This is a genomic window from Streptomyces sp. NPDC056734 (assembly GCF_042790455.1).
Taxonomy (GTDB): Bacteria; Actinomycetota; Actinomycetes; order Streptomycetales; family Streptomycetaceae; genus Streptomyces.
The window spans coordinates 56,612-73,922 of record NZ_JBHTZD010000036.1; the positions used below are offsets into that span (position 1 = coordinate 56,612).

Genomic DNA, 17,311 nt, shown 5'->3' on the forward strand with positions numbered 1-17,311 from the left:
AGCAACCACGGCAGGGGCCCGCACGCGAGGACACCAAATCGCCCCCCGACACACCCCGCAGGCGGCGATTCGCGGGCGGTGGCTCAGCCCGTGGCCAGTCGGAACGACATGGTGCCGAAGGAGACCTGGTCGCCCTCGCTGACGACCACGGCGCCGATGACCCGGCGCCCGTTGACGGTGGTGCCGTTGGTGGAGCCGAGGTCGCGCAGCACCCACATGCCGCCCTGGCGGGTGAGTTCGGCGTGGACGCGGGAGACCGTCTCGTGGTTCAGGCGGAGCCCGTTCGCGGGGTCGCGGCCTATGCGCAGGCCGTGCCCGGACGCGGGGTGCGGCAGCAGCAGCTTGGGCAGCCGCTCGGCCTGCCAGGCCCGCCGCAGCCGTACGGTGAAGCCGGAGACCGCCTCGACCGTGCCGAACACCGCGCGGGAGAGCCGGCCCTCGGTGGGCAGGTCGGCGGTGAGCAGGGCGAGTTCGTCGGGGCGCCGGGCGGCCAGCGCCAGTTCCATGCGGCGCACGAACGTGTCGTGCGACAGACGGCCCATGGCGACGCCGTCACGCAATACCTTCAGCGCCTTGTCGCGCTCCGCGTCGGACAGCCTCGCGGGGTACGTGGGGAACTCGAAAGACGACGTCACGCAGGTGATTGTCGGTCAGCGAAACCCCAGGTGTCCAGGAATCGGGGAAAGGGCGCCCCGCGCGTGTACCCGACGGACCGGGGGAGGAAAAGGGGGTGACCGCAAATGGGGGTATGTGCCAGCGGACCTCGCGCGCGTCCCGCACGATGGACGCGCTACCTCCCGGTGAGCAGACGAAGGGGAGCCGTCCGTGCAGTTCGAGGTGTGGGCACCGCAGGCAGAACGCGTGACCCTGGAGTGCGCGGGCCGCACGCGCGCGATGGAGCGCGATCCGGGGCGAGCGGGCTGGTGGACCGGGGAGGCGGAGGCGGCGGACGGAACGCGGTACGGCTTCGCGCTGGACGGCGGGCCGGTGCGCCCCGACCCGCGCTCACGGCGCCAGCCGGACGGCCCGGACGGGCTCAGCGCGGTCGTCGACCAGGCCCGCCACGCCTGGCACGCGCACTGGCCGGGCCGCCCGCTCCCGGGTGCGGTGCTGTACGAGCTGCACGTGGGCACGTACACCCCCGAGGGCACCCTGGACGCCGCCGCCGCGCGCCTGGAGCACCTGTCGGAACTGGGCGTCACACACGTCGAGTTGATGCCGCTGTGCCCCTTCCCCGGGCGGCACGGCTGGGGCTACGAGGGGGTGTCCCTGTGGGCGGTGCACGAACCCTACGGCGGCCCCGACGCCCTGAAGCGGTTCGTGGACCGCGCGCACGCCCTCGGTCTCGGGGTGGTCCTGGACGTCGTGCACAACCACCTGGGCCCGTCCGGGAACTACCTGCCCGAGTTCGGCCCGTACTTGACCGACACCCACCACACCCCGTGGGGATCGGCGGTGAACCTGGACGCGCCCGGGTCGGACGAGGTCCGCGCCCATCTGCTGGGCAGCGCGCTGGCCTGGCTGCGGGACTACCGCGTGGACGGGCTGCGCCTGGACGCCGTGCACGCGCTCGCGGACACGCGCGCGTACCCGTTCCTGGAGGAGCTGTCCGAGGCCGTCGACGCGCTCGCCGCCGAGGTGGGCCGGCCGCTGTTCCTGATCGCCGAGTCCGATCTCAACGACCCGCGGCTGATCACCCCCCGCGCGCGGGGCGGTCTGGGAGTGCACGCGCAGTGGAGCGACGACTTCCACCACGCCCTGCACACCACCCTGACCGGCGAGTCGCAGGGCTACTACGCCGACTTCGCGCGCGCCCCCTTCGCCGCCCTCGCCAAGACCCTCACGGGCGGCTACTTCCACGACGGCACGTACTCCGGCTTCCGTGGCCGGCACCACGGCCGCCCCCTGGACCGTACGCGCGTCGCCGCGCACCGGCTGCTCGGCTACGCCCAGACCCACGACCAGATCGGCAACCGCGCCCAGGGCGACCGGCTGTCCGCCACCCTCTCCCCGGGCCTGCTGGCCTGCGCGGCGACCCTGACGCTGACCGGGCCCTTCACGCCGATGCTGTTCATGGGCGAGGAGTGGGCCGCCACCACACCCTGGCAGTTCTTCACCGACCACACCGACCCACAGCTCGCCGACGCCGTACGGCGGGGCAGGCGGCGCGAGTTCGCGTCGCACGGGTGGGCCGAGGACGACGTCCCCGACCCGCAGGACCCGGCGACCCGGGACCGCTCCTGCCTCGACTGGTCCGAGCCCGGCAGCGAGCCGCACGCGCGCGTGCTGGCCTGGTACCGGCGTCTGATCGCCGTCCGCCGCGACCACCCCGACCTCACCAACCCCGACCTGTCGGACCTCAAGGTCGCCTACGACGAGACCACCCGCTGGCTCGCCTTCCGCCGCGGCGACATCTGCGTGGCCGTCAACCCCGGCGCCGCCCCCGCCGAGATCCCCCTGGGCCCCCGCCGCGCGGTGATCCTCGCCGCCTGGGACCCCATCCCCCCGCCCGCCCCCGACGGCCTGCTGCGCCTCCCGGCCGAATCCTGCGCGGTCCTGACCCAGCCGTAGCCCCTGCCGGGGCCCTGGGGGTTGGGGGCGCGGGCAGCGCCGGGGGGCTCTACCCGGGGGCACCACCTTGAGCCGCACGGAGGTGGCGGGCACGCCAGGGTGGGGCGGGCCTCACCAGCCCCCGCCCCGCCCACCCCCTCTTACAGATCCGTCACCCGTTCCAGCAGGATCGCCTCCCAGGCGTGGTGCAGGCGGTCGCGGAGGAGGGGCAGCGGGGTGGGGTCCTGCCCGGTGAGGGCCGCGCCGAGGCGGAGTACGGCGTCGCAGCGGGCCAGCCAGAGGCCGCGCAGGCAGGGGCGGGGGCCGTAGCCGGCGAGGGTGGCGGCGCGGACGGCGGCCGGGGAGCCGACGGCGACGGCGAGCCCGGCGATGTCCTCGGCGGGGTCGCCGAGAACCGCCCCGTCCCAGCCCAGGACACCCCGTACCCGGCCCTCGGCGCTGACCACGAGGTGGTCGGCGGTCAGTGCGTGGTGGACCAGGACGGCGGCGGACGTCTGCGCGCCGAGCTGGGCGGCGGCGGCCGGGGTGAGCTGGTGCACGCGCGCGGGGTCCAGTTCGTCGGCGGCGGCGAGCCGTTCCGCGGCCCGTGCGGCGGCCCCGCGCAGCGCCTCCAGGGAGCGCGGCGCCCGGCGTGGCACACCGAGCGCCTCGGCCTGCCGTACCGGCACCGCGTGCAGCCCGGCGAGGACGGCGGCCAGGTCGGCCTCGCCCACGGCGGACACGTCGCGGCGCTCGCCCGAGCCGCCGGGCACCAGCGTGTCGAGGGTGTAGCCGAGCCCGGGAGCCCATTCGCCGCGCGCGACGCTGCCGGGCACGGCGACCGGGAGGTACGGGCGCACCAGATCGCGCACGCGCAGTTCGCGGCGCCCGCGCACGGCCGCCTCGGGATCGAGCGCGAGGCGCAGCACATGGCGGGTGCCGACCCGCCAGGTGGCGCCGGTGGCGGAGGCGGGGCGGATCTCGGGTCCACCGGGGCCGTCGGGTTCATCCTTGAGCAGGGTGCGGGCCAGCCTGCGGACGGTGTCCTCGGTGGGTGTCGGTGCCTGGCTCATGGTCGCAGGGTCGCAGGGGGTCGTGTCAGTCCACGACGATCAGGTCGCGCGTGGTGTCGTTCAGCCGCCTGCCGCCGTCCTCGGTGACGGTCACGATGTCCTCGATCCGGACGCCGAAGCGGCCGGGCAGATAGACGCCGGGTTCCACGGAGAAGCACATGCCGGGCACCAGGGGCTGTTCCTCGCCCTCGATCATGTACGGCGGCTCGTGGGTGGTGACGCCGATGCCGTGCCCGGTGCGGTGGATGAAGAACTCGCCGTACCCGGCGTCGGCGATGACCGCGCGGGCGGCCCGGTCGACCTCCTGGCAGGCGACGCCGGGCCGTACCGCCTCGAATCCGGCCTGCTGGGCGGCGCGCACCAGGTCGTGCACCCGGCGCTCCTCGTCCGTGGGCCCGCCGACGTGGACCGTGCGGGAGGTGTCGGAGCCGTAGCCGTCCCTGAGGCCGCCGAAGTCGAGGACGACCATGTCGCCGTGCTCGATGACCCGGTCGCCCGCCTCGTGGTGCGGGTTGGCGCCGTTGGGGCCGGAGGCGACGATGGTGAAGTCGACCTGTTCGTGGCCGTTGCGGCGCAGCAGCGCGTCGAGGTCGGCGGCGACCTCGGACTCCCGGCGTCCGCCGAAGGGCACCTTCCGGATCTCCTCGAACGTCGCGTCGGCCGCCGCGCCCGCGGCGGCCATCAGTTCCAGCTCCGCCACGTCCTTGACCGCGCGGAGCATCGGCAGCGCGTCCGTGAGGTCGGCGTACGAGCTGTCCGGCAGCGCCTTTTGCAGGCCGAGCAGATGCATCGCCCAGGCGTTGTCGCTGATGCCGAACCGCCCCGCGTCGGCGAGCAGCGCGGCGGTGAGGGCGTAGGGGTCCTTGCCGTCGGTCCAGTCCCGCAGGGTGAGCGCGGGCGCCCCGACGGCCTTGGCGGCGTCGGGCGCTTCGAGGGCGGGCACGACGAGCGCCGGGTCGTGGCCGGTGGCGAGCACCAGCAGGGTGAGCCGTTCGGTGGCGGCGGGCGGGGCGTATCCGGTGAGCCAGACGAGGTCGGGGCCCGGTGCGATGAGCAGTCCGGCGAGTCCCGCGGCCTCGGCCTCCCGCGCGGCGCGGTCCATGCGGGCCCGGTAGTCGTCGGCGGTGAAGGACGCGCGCGTGCTGGCGGTCATCGGGGGCCTCCCTGGCGGCGGGGTGGACTGGGTCCGTCGGCAGCATCCTGCCCCTACCAGGGGTACGGCGCGAGCGGTCCGCACGGATGTCGCGGGGTCCGCGCGGGCGGGGCCTAGGGATGGGGCCCTACGGGATAGGGGTGGGGCCCATACGGGATGTACGGGATCACGCGCAGTACGAGGGCCTCGCGGCTCCCTCACCGCGCGGCGGCCACCGGCTCCCTCACCACGCGGCGGACACCGGCTCCCTCACCACGCGGCGGACACCGGCCCTCACCACGCAGCGGCCGCCGGTTTCCGGTCGCGCGGCGGCGGCCGGAACGCACGAGGGAACAAACCCGCTCACCGGGCCCAAAGGCAGCGGCCCGGCCCCACAGGGCCACCAGGCCACAACCCACCGACGTGCCCCGCCCGCCCCACGCCCCGCCCCACGCCTCAGACCACAACCCCAGGCGTGATGGACAACTGCTGATACCCACCGCTCTCGTGCCGCACCGTGATCGTGACCGCCGTGCCCGGGTCGGCCGTGTCCACCGCGCGGACGAGATCCGCCGCCGTGTCCACGCGGGCGCCCGCGAAGGTGAGCACGACATCCCCGCGGACCAGGCCGGCCGTGTACCCGGGGCCGGGCACATGGACGCCGATGAGCAGGGCGCCGACCTTCTCGGCGTCGACGGCCTCCACGCCGAGGGCGGCGCCGGGCGGGGCGGGAACAGGGGCGGCGGCGGACCGCGGCACACCGGGCGCCCCGGACGGCGCGGCGGCGCTCCGCGGAACGGGACCGCCGGGCTGCGACGGCTGCTGCGCGGCCTGCCGCTGGAGTTCGGCGAGCCGGCTCATGCCGATCACGGTGGCGCCGACCGTGCCGAGGCCGATCCCGGACAGCACCAGTACGGCGCTGGCGAAGAGGCCGAACAGCAGGGTCCGCAGCCGCCGTCCCCGGCGCCGGGCGGCACGCGGACGGCGGACGGCGGCGGGCGGACGGCGGCGGGCTGGTCACCGCCGGGCTCCCGGCCGGGCAACGGCTTGGGACGCAACGCAGTCTGTTCCATCGGATCGCCTCCGGCTGGTGCCCTACCCGGCCCACCGGCCCCCGACGATCCTCGAAGGAGTGAGACTGAACAGCGGATCTGACCCCCGTGGCGCCCGCCGGGACCCCGTGCCGGTCCCCTGCCGATCATCTGCCGGTCGTCTGCCGGTCCTCTGCCCGATCCCGTGCCGCACCGGCGGTGCACCGGCCATCCCTCGATCCGTCCGGACGACCGGATCGCCTGGCCCGGATTGTCAGTGCTCACTGTTACGTTCTGTGACATGACGGATAACGCGCTCCGGCTGCTGCGGCAGCACCCGCGGCTGGCCGGGCTGGCCGCGTTCCCTTTCGATTTCGACCTGGCCCGAGCCGCCGATGGTCACATCGAGCCGGTCCGCCTCGCCTCGGGCGGAGCACTGGCCGTCGTGGCGGGGGACGACACGGGGGGTTCGTATTTCGTGTGCGCGGACGGCTCGATGCTCTACGCGTCCTCGGACGGGGTCGCGGGGATCATCGGCTCGTCCGTGGACGAGGCCCTGGAGATAGTGGTCGGCCTGCCAGGCTGGGGCGCGTATGTCGCGCTGTCCGGGGCCGAAGGCGAGGCGAAGATCCTCGCCGAGATAGCGCGGACGGAGGACGAGATCCGCGAGTACCACGGCATCGACGAGGAGCGGGTCGCGCTGCGCGCCGGTCTGGGGCTGCCGGAGCGTTCCCCGGTCGAGCTGGTGACGATGCTGCACGCGGCGCTGCTGCGCACCGAGCCGGACTTCCTGCTGCTCAACGACGAGGAGGGACACGCCTACGAACCGCTGCTGGAGGGTCCGCGTCCGCCCCTGTGGGAGCCGGTGCTGGCGCGGGGGCGGGCCGATCTCGCGCTGCTGCGGGCCGGGGACGCGCCGGCCGCCGAGGCGATGCGGACGGACGCGGTGCGGCGGCGGGTGGTGCTGCGGGCCGCGCAGTTCGACCGCGCGGACGGCGATCTCGGGCTGCTGCGGCGGCTGCTGCGGCTGGCGGCGAGCGCCTCCATGACCGAGGAGCTGCGGCTGGCGGCCATGCTGGTGGGGCGGTTCGGCCGGGCGGCGGATCTGCCGCTGCTGCACGAGGTGCGGGAGACCGATTTCGACACCGCGTGCGGGCTGAGCGAGCTGCCCGGACTCGACGCGGGCGGTGCGGAGCTGGCCCGCTGGGCGGAGTGGCTCGACACCACGCGATTCGGTACGGACCCGGCGGACGAGCCGTTGCTGACCTGGACCGGCCTGGCACTGGACCAGGGCCTGACCGAGCACGCCCGGGTGGCCCTGATCCATGAGCTGGACGGCATCGAGATGGATCAGAGCCGGCTCAGACGGCCGGACGCCCCGTCCCGGCTGAATCCGGCGCCGCTCGGCGCGCTGGCCCGCGAGTTCCGGCGCCTCGGTGACCTGGGACAGGCGCTGCGCGCCCAGCGGTTGTACGCGGCGCTGCTGGAGACGGCCTGGGACCGGGTGTCGGCGCGGCTGACGCAGTCCCGGCTGGAGCGTGAGGAGGGGCTCGCGGTCCAGGCCGTCGCCACGCTGGCCGCCGTCCGGGCCGTGCTGGCGGACCCGGGCGACGGCTCGGTGGCCTACTGGCGGCGGGTGAACCTGGGCCGGTTCATCGCCGAGGAGCACTACGCGCTGGCCAACGCCCTCGCGGACGCACGGCTGCCGCAGCAGGCCCGCGCGGTGCTGGCGGCCGGTGACGCGATCCTCGGCGAGTTGTCGGACCAGGCCGCGAAGGGCGTCCGGCAGCTCGCCGAGGAGACGGCCACCTGGGTGTGGGGCGTCAGCTGACCGGCTGGAGCAGCGGCGGGAGAGCCTGGGCGGCGAGCGGCAGGAGAGCCGGGGCGCCGAGCGGCGAGAGCGGCGGAAGCGGCGCGGGCGGGCGGTCCGGCAGGAAGCCGTGGGTGCGCCCGCCCAGATAGGCGGCCTTGTAGCGGTCGACCGAGCGATGCCAGTTGAGGATGCCCGACATCCAGTTCTGGAGGTCGGTCACATAGTCCCGCATGATCTGGCGGGCCTCGGTGGACAGGTCGAAGTCGTCGTAGACGATGGGCAGCTCGTGCGCGACGACGTGTTCGAACTGTCTCATCCGCTGGGTCATCAGATCGTTGACGATGCCGAGGGCGGTCGGGTAGTCGCAGCCGAAGAAGTTCTGCACCACCAGGATCGCGTTGTGGATCTCGCCCTCGTACTCGATCTCCTTCTGGTAGGAGAACACGTCGTTGAGCAGGCAGGCGTAGTCGCAGGCGGCGTTCTCCAGGGAGCGGACGGGGCCGCTGCGGTAGATCTCCTCGGGGACGGCGGGGCCGTGGCCCATCCGGCACAGGCCGAGGGTGAGGTCGGAGCCGAAGGTGTCGCGGCGCATCTCCAGGTAGTCGACGGGGTCGGGGACCCGGTTCTGGGACTGGTTGACCAGTTCCCACACCCAGGACTCGGTCATCCGGTTGATCGCATCCTTGAGCCGCTCGCGGTGCGCGGTCGACATCCGGGCGGTGGTGCGGGTCCACAGGTCGATCAGGCCGCGCTCCATGGCGTTGGCCGGGGCGGGGACGGTCTCGCCGTGCACGGGCATGCAGTCGGAGAGGCGGGCGGTGGTCAGTCTCGCGGCGGCGAGGTCGCGGCGGTGGCCGTAGACCAGGGGGTAGTAGTCGTCGCCGTAGGTGCCCCAGGCGAGCCATCCGGCGCTGAGGTCCAGGGCCTCCTCACTGGCGTCCGGGTCGATGCCCGCGGAGCACAGCGCCAGGTCGTAGGCGCGCAGCTTGTCCTCGTCCCAGACGCCCTCCTGGAGGATGCCCACCTCCCAGGTCCAGTCGCGCAGCCGGGCGCGGGCGGTGTCGAGGTGCGGGCTGAGCTGGAGTTCGTAGGGCATGTGGATATCGGGGATGAGGGACGGGCCGACCTTCTGGAAGGGGACATGGCCATAGGGGCGCAGCCGTCCGGCGCGTCCGAAGTGGGTGGTGGCCGAGGCCGATCCGCCGGCCGAGGCGAGCAGGGCCGCGAGACCGGCGGCCGAGGTGCCCGGGCCGGTCGGGGCGGACCAGGGGGCGGTGGTGCGGGCGTTCTGGTTCATGTAGCGGCTGGAGCGCAGATGCCATTCGTGGCCGCCGGACTGCCAGTCCTGGAGCCCCTTGGTGTACGCGGCGATCGCGGCCACCTCGCCGGGGGTGAGGCCGTGTTCGAGGGCGAGGGCGGGGACCTCGGTGAGGGCGGTGTGCTCGAACTGGTGGAGGCGGGAGGTGAGGATGTCGTTGACGTGTTCGGCGGCCTCCTGGGTGGGGCAGCCGAAGAACGTCTCCAGGACCAGGACGCCGTTGCTGAGTTCGCCCTCGTCCTCGACCTCGCGCTGGTAGGAGAACAGGTCGTTGCGCAGATGGACGCCGTCGGAGAAGGTCTCCATCAGCACCCGCAGCGGGCGGGCGCGCGAGACGGCGGCCGGGACCTCGGCGGTGGCGTACTCCACGAGCCCGGCGGACCAGGGGGCGCCGCCGACCTTGCGGCGCATCTCGATGTACTCGACGGGGTTGGCGATCCGCCCCTCGTTGATGTTGGACAGCTCCCACAGGGACTCGTTGAGCAGATGCTCGGTGGCGATGGCGAAACGCTTCCTCCAGTCCTCCGACATGGCGGGCACCGTGCGCGCCCACAGATCGGCGAGCCCGGCCTCGACCGGGTTCCGCGGCTCGGGCACGGGCGCGCCCGGGTCGAGCGGCATGAACATCGGAAGCCGGTCGAGGTACGCCTTGCCGCCCGCGCGGTCCTGGGAGCGCTTGAAGGTCTCCAGGAAGTGGTCGTCGAAGAAGAACACCCACACGTACCAGTCGGTGATCAGGGACAGCGCGGGCCCGTCGCAGTCGGGGTGGGTGTACGCGCACAGGAGGCCGTAGTCGTGCGCCTCCAGGTCGGACCGCTCCCAGACCCCGGAGCCTTCCAGCATGCCCATCTCGCGCGCCCAGGCGGTGGAGTGGGCGCGGGCCTCTTCGAGATGCGGGTTGAGGCGTGCCGGATACGGCATGTAGAAGTGCGGGAGTTCGAACGGCTGAGTCATGGGCGGTGGGCTACCCCTGGTCCTGTGGGGCCATCCGCCCGGCGGCACATGATCACACCATCGCGTGAATTGAGGGTGAATCCGGGAGTTCTCGTGGACTCTTGTGACGTTCATCTCTACGCGCGCAGACTACGGAGGTTCGCGGACCGGGAGCGCGCGGCCCACGGCGTTCCCGGCGGCAGGACGCTGCTGTGCCCGTGCCCCCGACCCACCGGAGCCCTCGATGACCCAGCCGTACCGCCCGACCCGGACGAGCCGCCCGAGCCGGTTGACCCGCCCGAGCCCGCCGAGCCCGGTGAGCGACCCGACCCGGTTGAACGAGCCCAGGTACCCGTCCCCGCGCTCCCTCTCCCGCCGCACCGCGCTGGTCTCGCTCGCCGGGGCCGCCCTGGCCGGTACGGCGGCCGTCCCCGCCACCGCGTCCACCACCGCGTCCTCCGTCTCCGCCGCCGCGTCCGGCGGCGGGGCCCGCGCCTCGGTGCGGTTCGCCACGTTCAACGCCTCACTGAACCGCTCGGCGCAGGGCGCGCTGATCAGCGATCTGTCGACGCCCGGCAACACGCAGGCGCGCAACGCGGCCGAGACGATCCAGCGGGTGGATCCGGACGTGCTGCTGATCAACGAGTTCGACCACGACGCCGACGGCACGGCCGCCGCGCTCTTCGTCCGCGACTACCTCGCCGTCGGGCAGAGCGGTGCCCGCGCGGTGCGCTACCCGTACCGCTTCACGGCTCCCGTGAACACGGGGGTGGCCTCGGGCGTCGATCTCGACGGGCGGGGCGGTGCGGTGACGACCCCGGGGTCGGACGCGTACGGGCAGGACGCGTTCGGGTACGGCTGGTTCCCGGGGCAGTACGGGATGCTCGTGCTGTCGAAGTTCCCGATCGACACGCGCGCGGTGCGTACGTTCCAGCGGTTCCTGTGGCGGGACATGCCGGGCCATCTCCTGCCGGCCGACTACTACAGCGCCGAGGCGCGTGCCGTCCTGCGGCTGTCCTCCAAGAGCCATTGGGACGTGCCGGTGCGGATCGGCCGGGAGACCGTCCACTTCCTGGTCTCCCACCCCACGCCGCCCACCTTCGACGGCCCCGAGGACCGCAACGGTCGGCGCAACCACGACGAGATCCGGCTGTGGGCCGACTACATCTCCGGGGGCCGGCGGGGCGCGTACCTGTACGACGACAAGGGCGTGCGGGGCGGGCTGCGGCCCGGCTCGCGCTTCGTGATCGCCGGGGACCAGAACGCCGACCCGTACGACGGCGACAGCCACGGCGGCGCGATCCTCCAGCTCCTCGACCACCCCGGGCTGCGCGTTCCGGCCCGGCCGCCGGCCAGCGCGGGCGGGGCCGAGGCGGCGCGGCTCCAGGGCGGGGCGAATGTCCCACAGCGGGGCGACGCGGCGTACGACACGGCCGACTTCAACGACGTGGCGCCCGGCAACCTCCGCGTGGACTACGTCCTGCCGTCGAAGGGCCTGACCCCGGCCGGCAACGGCGTCTTCTGGCCCACCTCGGACGACCCCCTGTACCGCCTGGTGGGCGACGGCCGCACCGTCCCGACCTCGGACCACCGCCTGGTCTGGCAGGACATCAGAGTGACCTGACCGACACGGGCACCGGCCATGCGCGACCCCGGCGCGGCAGCACACCACCACGCCGGGGACTTCACAGTCACCTGGGGGACGTCGCATCTCTGGCCCACCCCAACCCCCCAGGGGCCCGGAACCCAATCGACTCCGGCCCACCCCAACCCCCCAGGGGCGCGGGGAACTGCGCGACCAGCCCCCACACACCCGCAGACGAACCCCGAGGCCCCCGGAGGGACCCGTCAGTCCAGCCCCACCCCGGCCAGCCACTCCTTCGCCACATCCAGCGGATCCTTGTTCTCCAGCTGCACCTGCGAGTCCAGCTCCAGCAAGGTCGCGGTATCCAGCTTCGCGGAAACCGCGTTGAGCGCGTCGACACCGTCCTGCGACAGCCCGGACTTGTAGACCAGCGGCGTCACATTGGCGAAGCCGAAGAGGTTCTTCGGGTCCTGGAGGACCACGAAGCCCTCCTTCTTGATGGTCGGGTCCGTGGTGAAGATGTCGGCCGCCTGCACGGTGTTGTTCGTCAGCGCCGCCTGGGTGAGCGGACCGCCGGCGTCGAGCGCCTTGAAGGACTTGAACTCCAGCCCGTACTCCGACTCCAGCCCGACCAGCCCCTGCTGACGGGTCTGGAACTCGGGCGAGCCGCCGATGACCATCTCGGGCGCGATGTCCTTGAGGTCGTCGAGGGTGGACTCGGCGGTGAGGCCGTACTTCTCGGCGGTCTCGGCGTTCACCGACACGGAGTCCTTGTCCTCGGCCGGGGAGGACTCCAGCAGCGTCAGCTCACTGGCCAGCTTGGTCTTGACGGCCGCGTTCACCGCGTCCGCCGACTCCTGCGTGGCCTCGGGGTCGAGGTAGGCGAGCAGGGAGCCGTTGTACTCGGGCAGCACGGTGATCGTGCCGTTCTCCAGCAGACCGTAGGTGGTCTCCCGGCTGCCGATGTTGGGCCGGTACTCGACCTCGATGCCCTGGGCCTTGAGCGCCTCGCCGTAGATGTCGGCGAGCAGGATGCTCTCGGCGAAGTTGTTGGAGCCGACGACGACCGTGCCGCCCGCCGCCTGGTCCTCCGCGAGCGGGTCGTCGGAGGTGTTGTCGGACGAGCCACAACCCGCGACGAGCGCCGCCACGACGGCGAGTGCGGCGGCGGCTGCGCCGGGATGTCTCGTACTGGACCAGCTGCTCTTCGCGGTAGAAGTCACGATTCCCGTTCCGTGCTGAGAGGTTGGGTGGACTGTCGATGGAGTCGGTGGACTGTCGATGGAGCCGCCCCGGTCGCTGGCGCTTTCTGATCCAATCCAGCCGCTTCTCGCTCAGTCAAGTGCAGCAAGGTCACCAGACGGTCGCGAAGAGTAATCATTTGTGAAGAAGACGCGGACGACCTGCCGCTGACCCGCAGCAGGTTGTAACGGATTCTTGACTTGGGGCCCCCGAGTGATCATCACAAGAGACGGTAGTCTCCCCCGAGTTGACGGGCGTCACACGGGCATCCGAGAGCCGCTCTGGTGTCGCCCCCGCGCCCGTCTGCAACCCGTCTTCGACCGGCCAGAAGCGATCAGAATCGATCTGCGGTCGTTCTGCGACAGTCATGTGAAATCTTCGCGCGTGACGCCCCTGGAGGAGGCCCGGTGTCCATGGGAGGAGGCCCGCCCACCCCCCGCGGGCTGCGCAACCTCGCCGTCCGCTGGCCCTTCCGGCAGAAGCTGAACGTCCTGGTCGGAGTACCGCTCGCCGGACTGGCCGTGCTGCTCTCCTATCTGATCGCCGGCCAGGTCGGCCAGGCGCGGGACGCGGCGGAGGCCGCCCAACTGGTCCGGGACAGTGTGCAGGTCGCGGAGCTGGTGGACCGGGTGCAGACCGAGCACCAGCAGGCGGTCCTGCTCTCGGTGCGCTTCGAGGCGATCGGCACCGGCCAGTCGTCGGCCGACTACCGGCTGGCCCAGGGCTCGGTGGACGAGCAGGTGGAGCAGGTCCGCGACACCTTCGGCGACCGGCTCCCGGAGTCCGCCGCCCGCGCGCTGCGCGAGATCGAGGGCCTGACCGCCCTGCGCGGCACCATCGAGCAGGGCTATCTGCCCGCCGACAACATCGACCCCGCGTACACCAATGTCGCGCAGGCCCTGATCGACGGTCTCGGCCTGGACCACAACTCCGCCCTCGCGGCCACCTTCACCGGCAATCTGCTGGACTCGCTGCTGCGCGCGGACACCGCCCACGCCGCCTTCGAGACGGCCGTGTTCTCGGCGGCGACCCGCGACTCCAACGCGCAGATCCAGTTCATCGGGGCCGTCGGCGCCCACGACCTGTTCAACCACCAGGCGGAACGATTCGCCCGGTTCGCCACCGAGGAGCAGGCCGCCGAGTTTGCCGGTATCGAGCACGGCTCCGCGCTGGCCGCGATCGAGCTGGAGTACGCGGAGCAGCAGATCGACCCCAGCGGCCTCCAGGCCGAGTCCCCCGAGGAGATCCGGGACTCCTTCACCGAGGCCCTGGCCGCCTTCCCCACCTACCGTGACCAGGCCCAGTCACGGCTGGAGATCACCGCCTCCCTCATCGACCAGATCGCCGACCGCGCCGACGCCGCCTCCACCGACGCCTGGTGGAACGCGGGCTGGCTGCTGGGCGCCGCGCTGCTCGGCTACGGGCTGTGGCTCGGTCTGTCCGTGATGGTGCGCCGCTCGGTGGTGCGCCCGGTGCTGGCGCTGACCGGCGCCGCGCGGGAGGTCGCCGAGGCCGCCGGGCGCGAGCTGGCCCGGGTGGCCGACGACGACACCGAGGACGAGGGGCCGCCGCTGCTGCGGGACATGCCGGTCACCGCCGACGACGAGATCGGCGAGCTGGCCGACGCCTTCAACCGGGTGCAGACCACCGCCGTCGCGCTGCTGGAACGCCAGGTGCTCAGCCGCCGCAACGTCGCCGAGATGTTCGGCAACGTGGGCCGCCGGGTCAGCAACCTCACCACCCGCCAGCTCGCCCTCATCGACGCCGTCGAGCGCGGCGAGACCGACCCGGAGCTGCTGGAGCGGCTGTACCGCATCGATCACATCGCGGTCCGGCTGCGCCGCAACGCCGACAGCCTGATGCTGCTGGCCGGGCTGCGCGAGACGGTCCTCGCCTCCGGCCCGGCCGCGCTCACCAACGTCGTACGCGCCGCGCTCGGCCAGATCGAGGGCTATCAGCGCGTCGAACTGCACGCCGGTACGGAGGTGATGGTCGAGCCCGACATCATCGGCGACCTGACCCTGATGGTGGCCGAGCTGCTGGAGAACGCGGTGGCGTTCTCCCCGGCCGGCAGCCCCGTCGAGGTCACCGTGCGCACCGGGCCCGGCGGCGAGGCGACCATCACCGTCGCCGACCACGGCCTGGGCATGAGCCCCGAGCGGCTGGCCGAGGAGAACGCCCGGCTGGTGCGCCGCGAGCGCCTGGACCTCGTACCGACCAAGGTCCTCGGCCTGTTCGTGGTCGGCACGCTCGCCCGGCGCTGGGAGATCGCCGTGGGCCTCGCCCGCACCCAGGGCGGCGGCGTCACCGCCGGGATCCGCATCCCGGCGTCCCTGCTGCTGACGATGAGCGCGGTGGACGCCGGCGCCCCCGCCGACCCGGCGCAGCCTACGCAGCCGGCGAACGGTACGGGTGGACAGTCCCCGGCACCCGACGGTACGGCCGGACAGGCGCCCCCCGGCGACTCCGGCCCGCTGCCCGCCGCCGCCCTCCCCGCGCCCCCCGACGCGGTCCCGCTGCCCCGCCGGGTTCCGCGCCGGGACCCGGCCGCCGACGACGAGGGCACCTCGCTGATCCCCAGGGCCCGCACCGAACCGTCCCTCGGCACGGCGGAGGCCACCGCGCGCCCGCTGCGGCGCCGGGTGCGCGGCGCGACCCTGCGCACCACCCTCGGCACCGAGGCCGAGCGGCAGCCCGCCTCCACCGCCCAGCCCGCCGACGCCGACGCCGTACGGGACGCGCTGGAGGAGTTCGAGGCGGCGATCGAGCGGGCCCACCGTGACAGCGGCGGCGGCCCGGCCGGGCCCGATCCCGCACCCCACCGGCCGAACCCGCCGGACCAGCCACACCAGCCACATCCTCCGAACCAGCCCCACCAGCCGAACCCGAACCGCCAGAATCACCTCCCGGAAGGAGCGGAGCAGTGAGTACGTCGACAGGTGGCACTCCGGTGCCGGACGCCACGCCGGACGAACTGCGGGCCGCAGCGGCCGATTTCACCTGGCTGCTCAACCGCTTCGCGACCGAGACGGCGGGTGTCGTGGACGCCATCGCGGTCTCCTCCGACGGACTGCTGATCGCCGTGGCGCAGCTGCGCGAGCGCGCCCACTCGGAGCGGCTCGCCGCGATCGTCTCCGGCCTGACCAGCCTGGCCGCCGGTGCGTCCGGCAACTACGGCCTGGGCGCCCTGAACAAGGTCATCATCGATCTGGAGGGCGGCCATGTGCTGGTCTCCGCGATCGGCAGCGGGGCCGTGCTCGGCGTGGTCGCCGACAAGGAGGCCAAGCTCGGCAACATCGCGTACGAGATGACGCTGTTCGCCAACCGGGCCGGTGCCGCGCTCAGTCCGCAGCTGGTGCTGGAGCTGAAGAACACGGTCGGCGTGGCCTCGACGGGCTGACCGGCGGCCCCTCCGGTCCGCGGAAGCCAGAGATCCGCGGAAGCCAGAGATCCGCGGAGAGAGAGAAGAAAGAGAAAAGAGAGCAGCCATGGCGGACGGCCGCACCCCGGGTGCCCAGGGCCCGGACCGGGACCCGGCGGAACCCGTCGCCGCCGTCCGGCCGTTCCTGGTCACCGCGGGCCGGGTGGCGGGCGCGGCCACCGGCCGGACGATGCCGGTGGAGACCCAGGTGATCGCCACGGCCGGGGGGCTCGGCGCGCTCGGGCGGCTCTCCTTCGAGCAGCACGACATCGTGGCCGCGTGCGCCGTCCCGCAGTCGATCGCGGAGCTGGCGTCCCGGCTGGGGCTGCATCTGAACGTGGTCCGGGTCCTCGCCGAGGATCTGCGCGCCGAGGATCTGCTCGCGGTGCATGTGCCCGACTCCGCCGCCACCCATGACGCATCCGTCCTGCGAAGGGTTATCGATGGCCTGCGGGCCATCCCCGACTCCCGAGGGGTACTCCGTGACACCGACTGACCGTCTCGCCGCCGGCCCGGCCGGGCAGCGGGGCGTACGTCCGCCGCTGCCGGTCAAACTGGTGATCGCGGGCGGGTTCGGGGTGGGCAAGACCACCACCGTCGGCGCGATCTCCGAGATCGAGCCGCTGACCACCGAGGCGGCGATCACCGAGGTCGCGGCGGGGGTGGACGATCTCAGCCACACCCCGCGCAAGACCACCACGACCGTGGCGATGGACTTCGGGTGCATCACCATCGACCCGACGCTGAAGCTGTATCTGTTCGGGACGCCCGGACAGGAGCGGTTCGGGTTCATGTGGGACGACATCGTGGAGGGCGCGGTCGGCGCGCTCGTCATCGTGGACACCCGGCGGCTGGACGACTGCTATGCCGCCGTCGACTACTTCGAGCACCGGCGGATCCCGTTCGCCGTCGCGGTCAACGCGTTCGACGGGCGGATCGAGCACGCGCTGGAGGAGGTGCGGTGGGCGCTCGACGTGGCCGAGCGGGTGCCGGTGGTGCGTTTTGATGCGCGTGAGCGGGGGTCCGTACGGGACGCTCTGCTGGTGGTGCTGGAGTTGGCGCTGGAGCGGGCCGAAGGGTGAGGCCGTGGGGAAACCGCGGGACGGTGGGGGCTGATCGCGCACTTCCCCACGCCCCTGGAAGGGCCTCGCGCCCTGCGGGATGCTGTTGGTTAATTCGGGCGTGTGCGTGACGTCGGCCTTCGAGACCTGGT

13 protein-coding genes and 1 pseudogene are annotated in these 17,311 nt (G+C 73.1%); 7 read left to right on the forward strand and 7 right to left on the reverse strand.

Going from position 1 to position 17,311, the window contains the following annotated elements:
• Window positions 1-83 precede the first annotated feature (83 nt).
• Complete coding sequence (locus ACFRFC_RS35535; protein ID WP_382692576.1) at window positions 84-635, reverse strand: FHA domain-containing protein; 552 nt, start codon at window positions 633-635, stop codon at window positions 84-86.
• Window positions 636-825: 190 nt separating this feature from the next.
• Between ACFRFC_RS35535 and treZ the strand changes: the two genes are divergently transcribed.
• On the forward strand, window positions 826-2,571 hold the full coding sequence (gene treZ / locus ACFRFC_RS35540) for a malto-oligosyltrehalose trehalohydrolase (RefSeq protein WP_382692574.1): 1,746 nt from the start codon (window positions 826-828) through the stop codon (window positions 2,569-2,571).
• A 140-nt stretch (window positions 2,572-2,711) separates the two neighbouring features.
• On the opposite strand, the gene ACFRFC_RS35545 is transcribed toward treZ, so the two are convergent.
• The 3 genes and pseudogenes from ACFRFC_RS35545 to ACFRFC_RS35555 all read right to left on the reverse strand — a co-directional run bounded on the left by ACFRFC_RS35545 (window position 2,712) and on the right by ACFRFC_RS35555 (window position 5,828).
• Window positions 2,712-3,623, reverse strand: coding sequence for an aminoglycoside phosphotransferase family protein (locus tag ACFRFC_RS35545; RefSeq protein ID WP_382692572.1), 912 nt, complete (start codon window positions 3,621-3,623; stop codon window positions 2,712-2,714).
• A 25-nt stretch (window positions 3,624-3,648) separates the two neighbouring features.
• Window positions 3,649-4,776 (reverse strand): aminopeptidase P family protein, encoded by a 1,128-nt coding sequence (locus ACFRFC_RS35550; protein WP_382692570.1) that lies wholly within the window; start codon window positions 4,774-4,776, stop codon window positions 3,649-3,651.
• Between the two features lie 435 nt (window positions 4,777-5,211).
• A pseudogene (locus tag ACFRFC_RS35555) lies at window positions 5,212-5,828 on the reverse strand (PDZ domain-containing protein).
• 259 nt (window positions 5,829-6,087) lie between these two features.
• Here ACFRFC_RS35555 and ACFRFC_RS35560 point away from each other — a divergent pair.
• The gene (locus tag ACFRFC_RS35560; RefSeq protein ID WP_382692568.1) at window positions 6,088-7,617 is read left to right on the forward strand and encodes a hypothetical protein; all 1,530 of its coding nucleotides are present in this window, start codon (window positions 6,088-6,090) and stop codon (window positions 7,615-7,617) included.
• On the opposite strand, the gene cyc2 is transcribed toward ACFRFC_RS35560, so the two are convergent.
• Window positions 7,610-9,871: a germacradienol/geosmin synthase Cyc2 gene (cyc2, locus tag ACFRFC_RS35565; RefSeq protein WP_382692567.1), complete on the reverse strand. Its 2,262-nt coding sequence runs from the start codon at window positions 9,869-9,871 to the stop codon at window positions 7,610-7,612. The two genes, ACFRFC_RS35560 and cyc2, sit on opposite strands and share 8 nt — an antisense overlap.
• A 129-nt stretch (window positions 9,872-10,000) precedes the next feature.
• Window positions 10,001-10,363 carry a hypothetical protein gene (locus ACFRFC_RS35570; protein WP_382692566.1) on the reverse strand — a complete coding sequence of 121 codons (363 nt, stop codon included), beginning with the start codon at window positions 10,361-10,363 and terminating at the stop codon, window positions 10,001-10,003.
• Between ACFRFC_RS35570 and ACFRFC_RS35575 the strand changes: the two genes are divergently transcribed.
• The gene (locus ACFRFC_RS35575; protein WP_382692564.1) at window positions 10,350-11,474 is read left to right on the forward strand and encodes an endonuclease/exonuclease/phosphatase family protein; all 1,125 of its coding nucleotides are present in this window, start codon (window positions 10,350-10,352) and stop codon (window positions 11,472-11,474) included. The two genes, ACFRFC_RS35570 and ACFRFC_RS35575, sit on opposite strands and share 14 nt — an antisense overlap.
• A gap of 224 nt (window positions 11,475-11,698) precedes the next feature.
• On the opposite strand, the gene ACFRFC_RS35580 is transcribed toward ACFRFC_RS35575, so the two are convergent.
• Window positions 11,699-12,658 carry an ABC transporter substrate-binding protein gene (locus ACFRFC_RS35580; RefSeq protein WP_382692562.1) on the reverse strand — a complete coding sequence of 320 codons (960 nt, stop codon included), beginning with the start codon at window positions 12,656-12,658 and terminating at the stop codon, window positions 11,699-11,701.
• Window positions 12,659-13,090: 432 nt separating this feature from the next.
• Here ACFRFC_RS35580 and ACFRFC_RS35585 point away from each other — a divergent pair, with 432 nt between their 5' ends.
• The 4 genes from ACFRFC_RS35585 (at window position 13,091) to ACFRFC_RS35600 (ending at window position 17,180) form a co-directional block, all read left to right on the forward strand.
• The gene (locus tag ACFRFC_RS35585) at window positions 13,091-15,604 is read left to right on the forward strand and encodes an ATP-binding protein (RefSeq protein WP_382692613.1); all 2,514 of its coding nucleotides are present in this window, start codon (window positions 13,091-13,093) and stop codon (window positions 15,602-15,604) included.
• Entirely contained in the window at window positions 15,601-16,077 is a 477-nt protein-coding gene (locus ACFRFC_RS35590; protein WP_382692560.1) for a roadblock/LC7 domain-containing protein, read from the forward strand. Before ACFRFC_RS35585 ends, ACFRFC_RS35590 begins: the two co-directional genes overlap by 4 nt.
• Before the next feature lie 88 nt (window positions 16,078-16,165).
• Window positions 16,166-16,594 (forward strand): DUF742 domain-containing protein, encoded by a 429-nt coding sequence (locus ACFRFC_RS35595; RefSeq protein ID WP_382692558.1) that lies wholly within the window; start codon window positions 16,166-16,168, stop codon window positions 16,592-16,594.
• Entirely contained in the window at window positions 16,581-17,180 is a 600-nt protein-coding gene (locus ACFRFC_RS35600; RefSeq protein ID WP_382692556.1) for an ATP/GTP-binding protein, read from the forward strand. Before ACFRFC_RS35595 ends, ACFRFC_RS35600 begins: the two co-directional genes overlap by 14 nt.
• The last annotated feature ends 131 nt before the right edge of the window (window positions 17,181-17,311 follow it).

What these genes read in the sequence shown, in the direction of transcription:
- ACFRFC_RS35545 (WP_382692572.1), bottom strand. Translation starts at nt 3,623, where the DNA reads ATGAGCCAGGCACCGACACCCACCGAGGACACCGTCCGCAGGCTGGCC.
- ACFRFC_RS35550 (WP_382692570.1), bottom strand. Translation starts at nt 4,776, where the DNA reads ATGACCGCCAGCACGCGCGCGTCCTTCACCGCCGACGACTACCGGGCC.
- ACFRFC_RS35560 (WP_382692568.1), top strand. Translation starts at nt 6,088, where the DNA reads ATGACGGATAACGCGCTCCGGCTGCTGCGGCAGCACCCGCGGCTGGCC.
- cyc2 (WP_382692567.1), bottom strand. Translation starts at nt 9,871, where the DNA reads ATGACTCAGCCGTTCGAACTCCCGCACTTCTACATGCCGTATCCGGCA.
- ACFRFC_RS35585 (WP_382692613.1), top strand. Translation starts at nt 13,091, where the DNA reads ATGGGAGGAGGCCCGCCCACCCCCCGCGGGCTGCGCAACCTCGCCGTC.
- ACFRFC_RS35595 (WP_382692558.1), top strand. Translation starts at nt 16,166, where the DNA reads ATGGCGGACGGCCGCACCCCGGGTGCCCAGGGCCCGGACCGGGACCCG.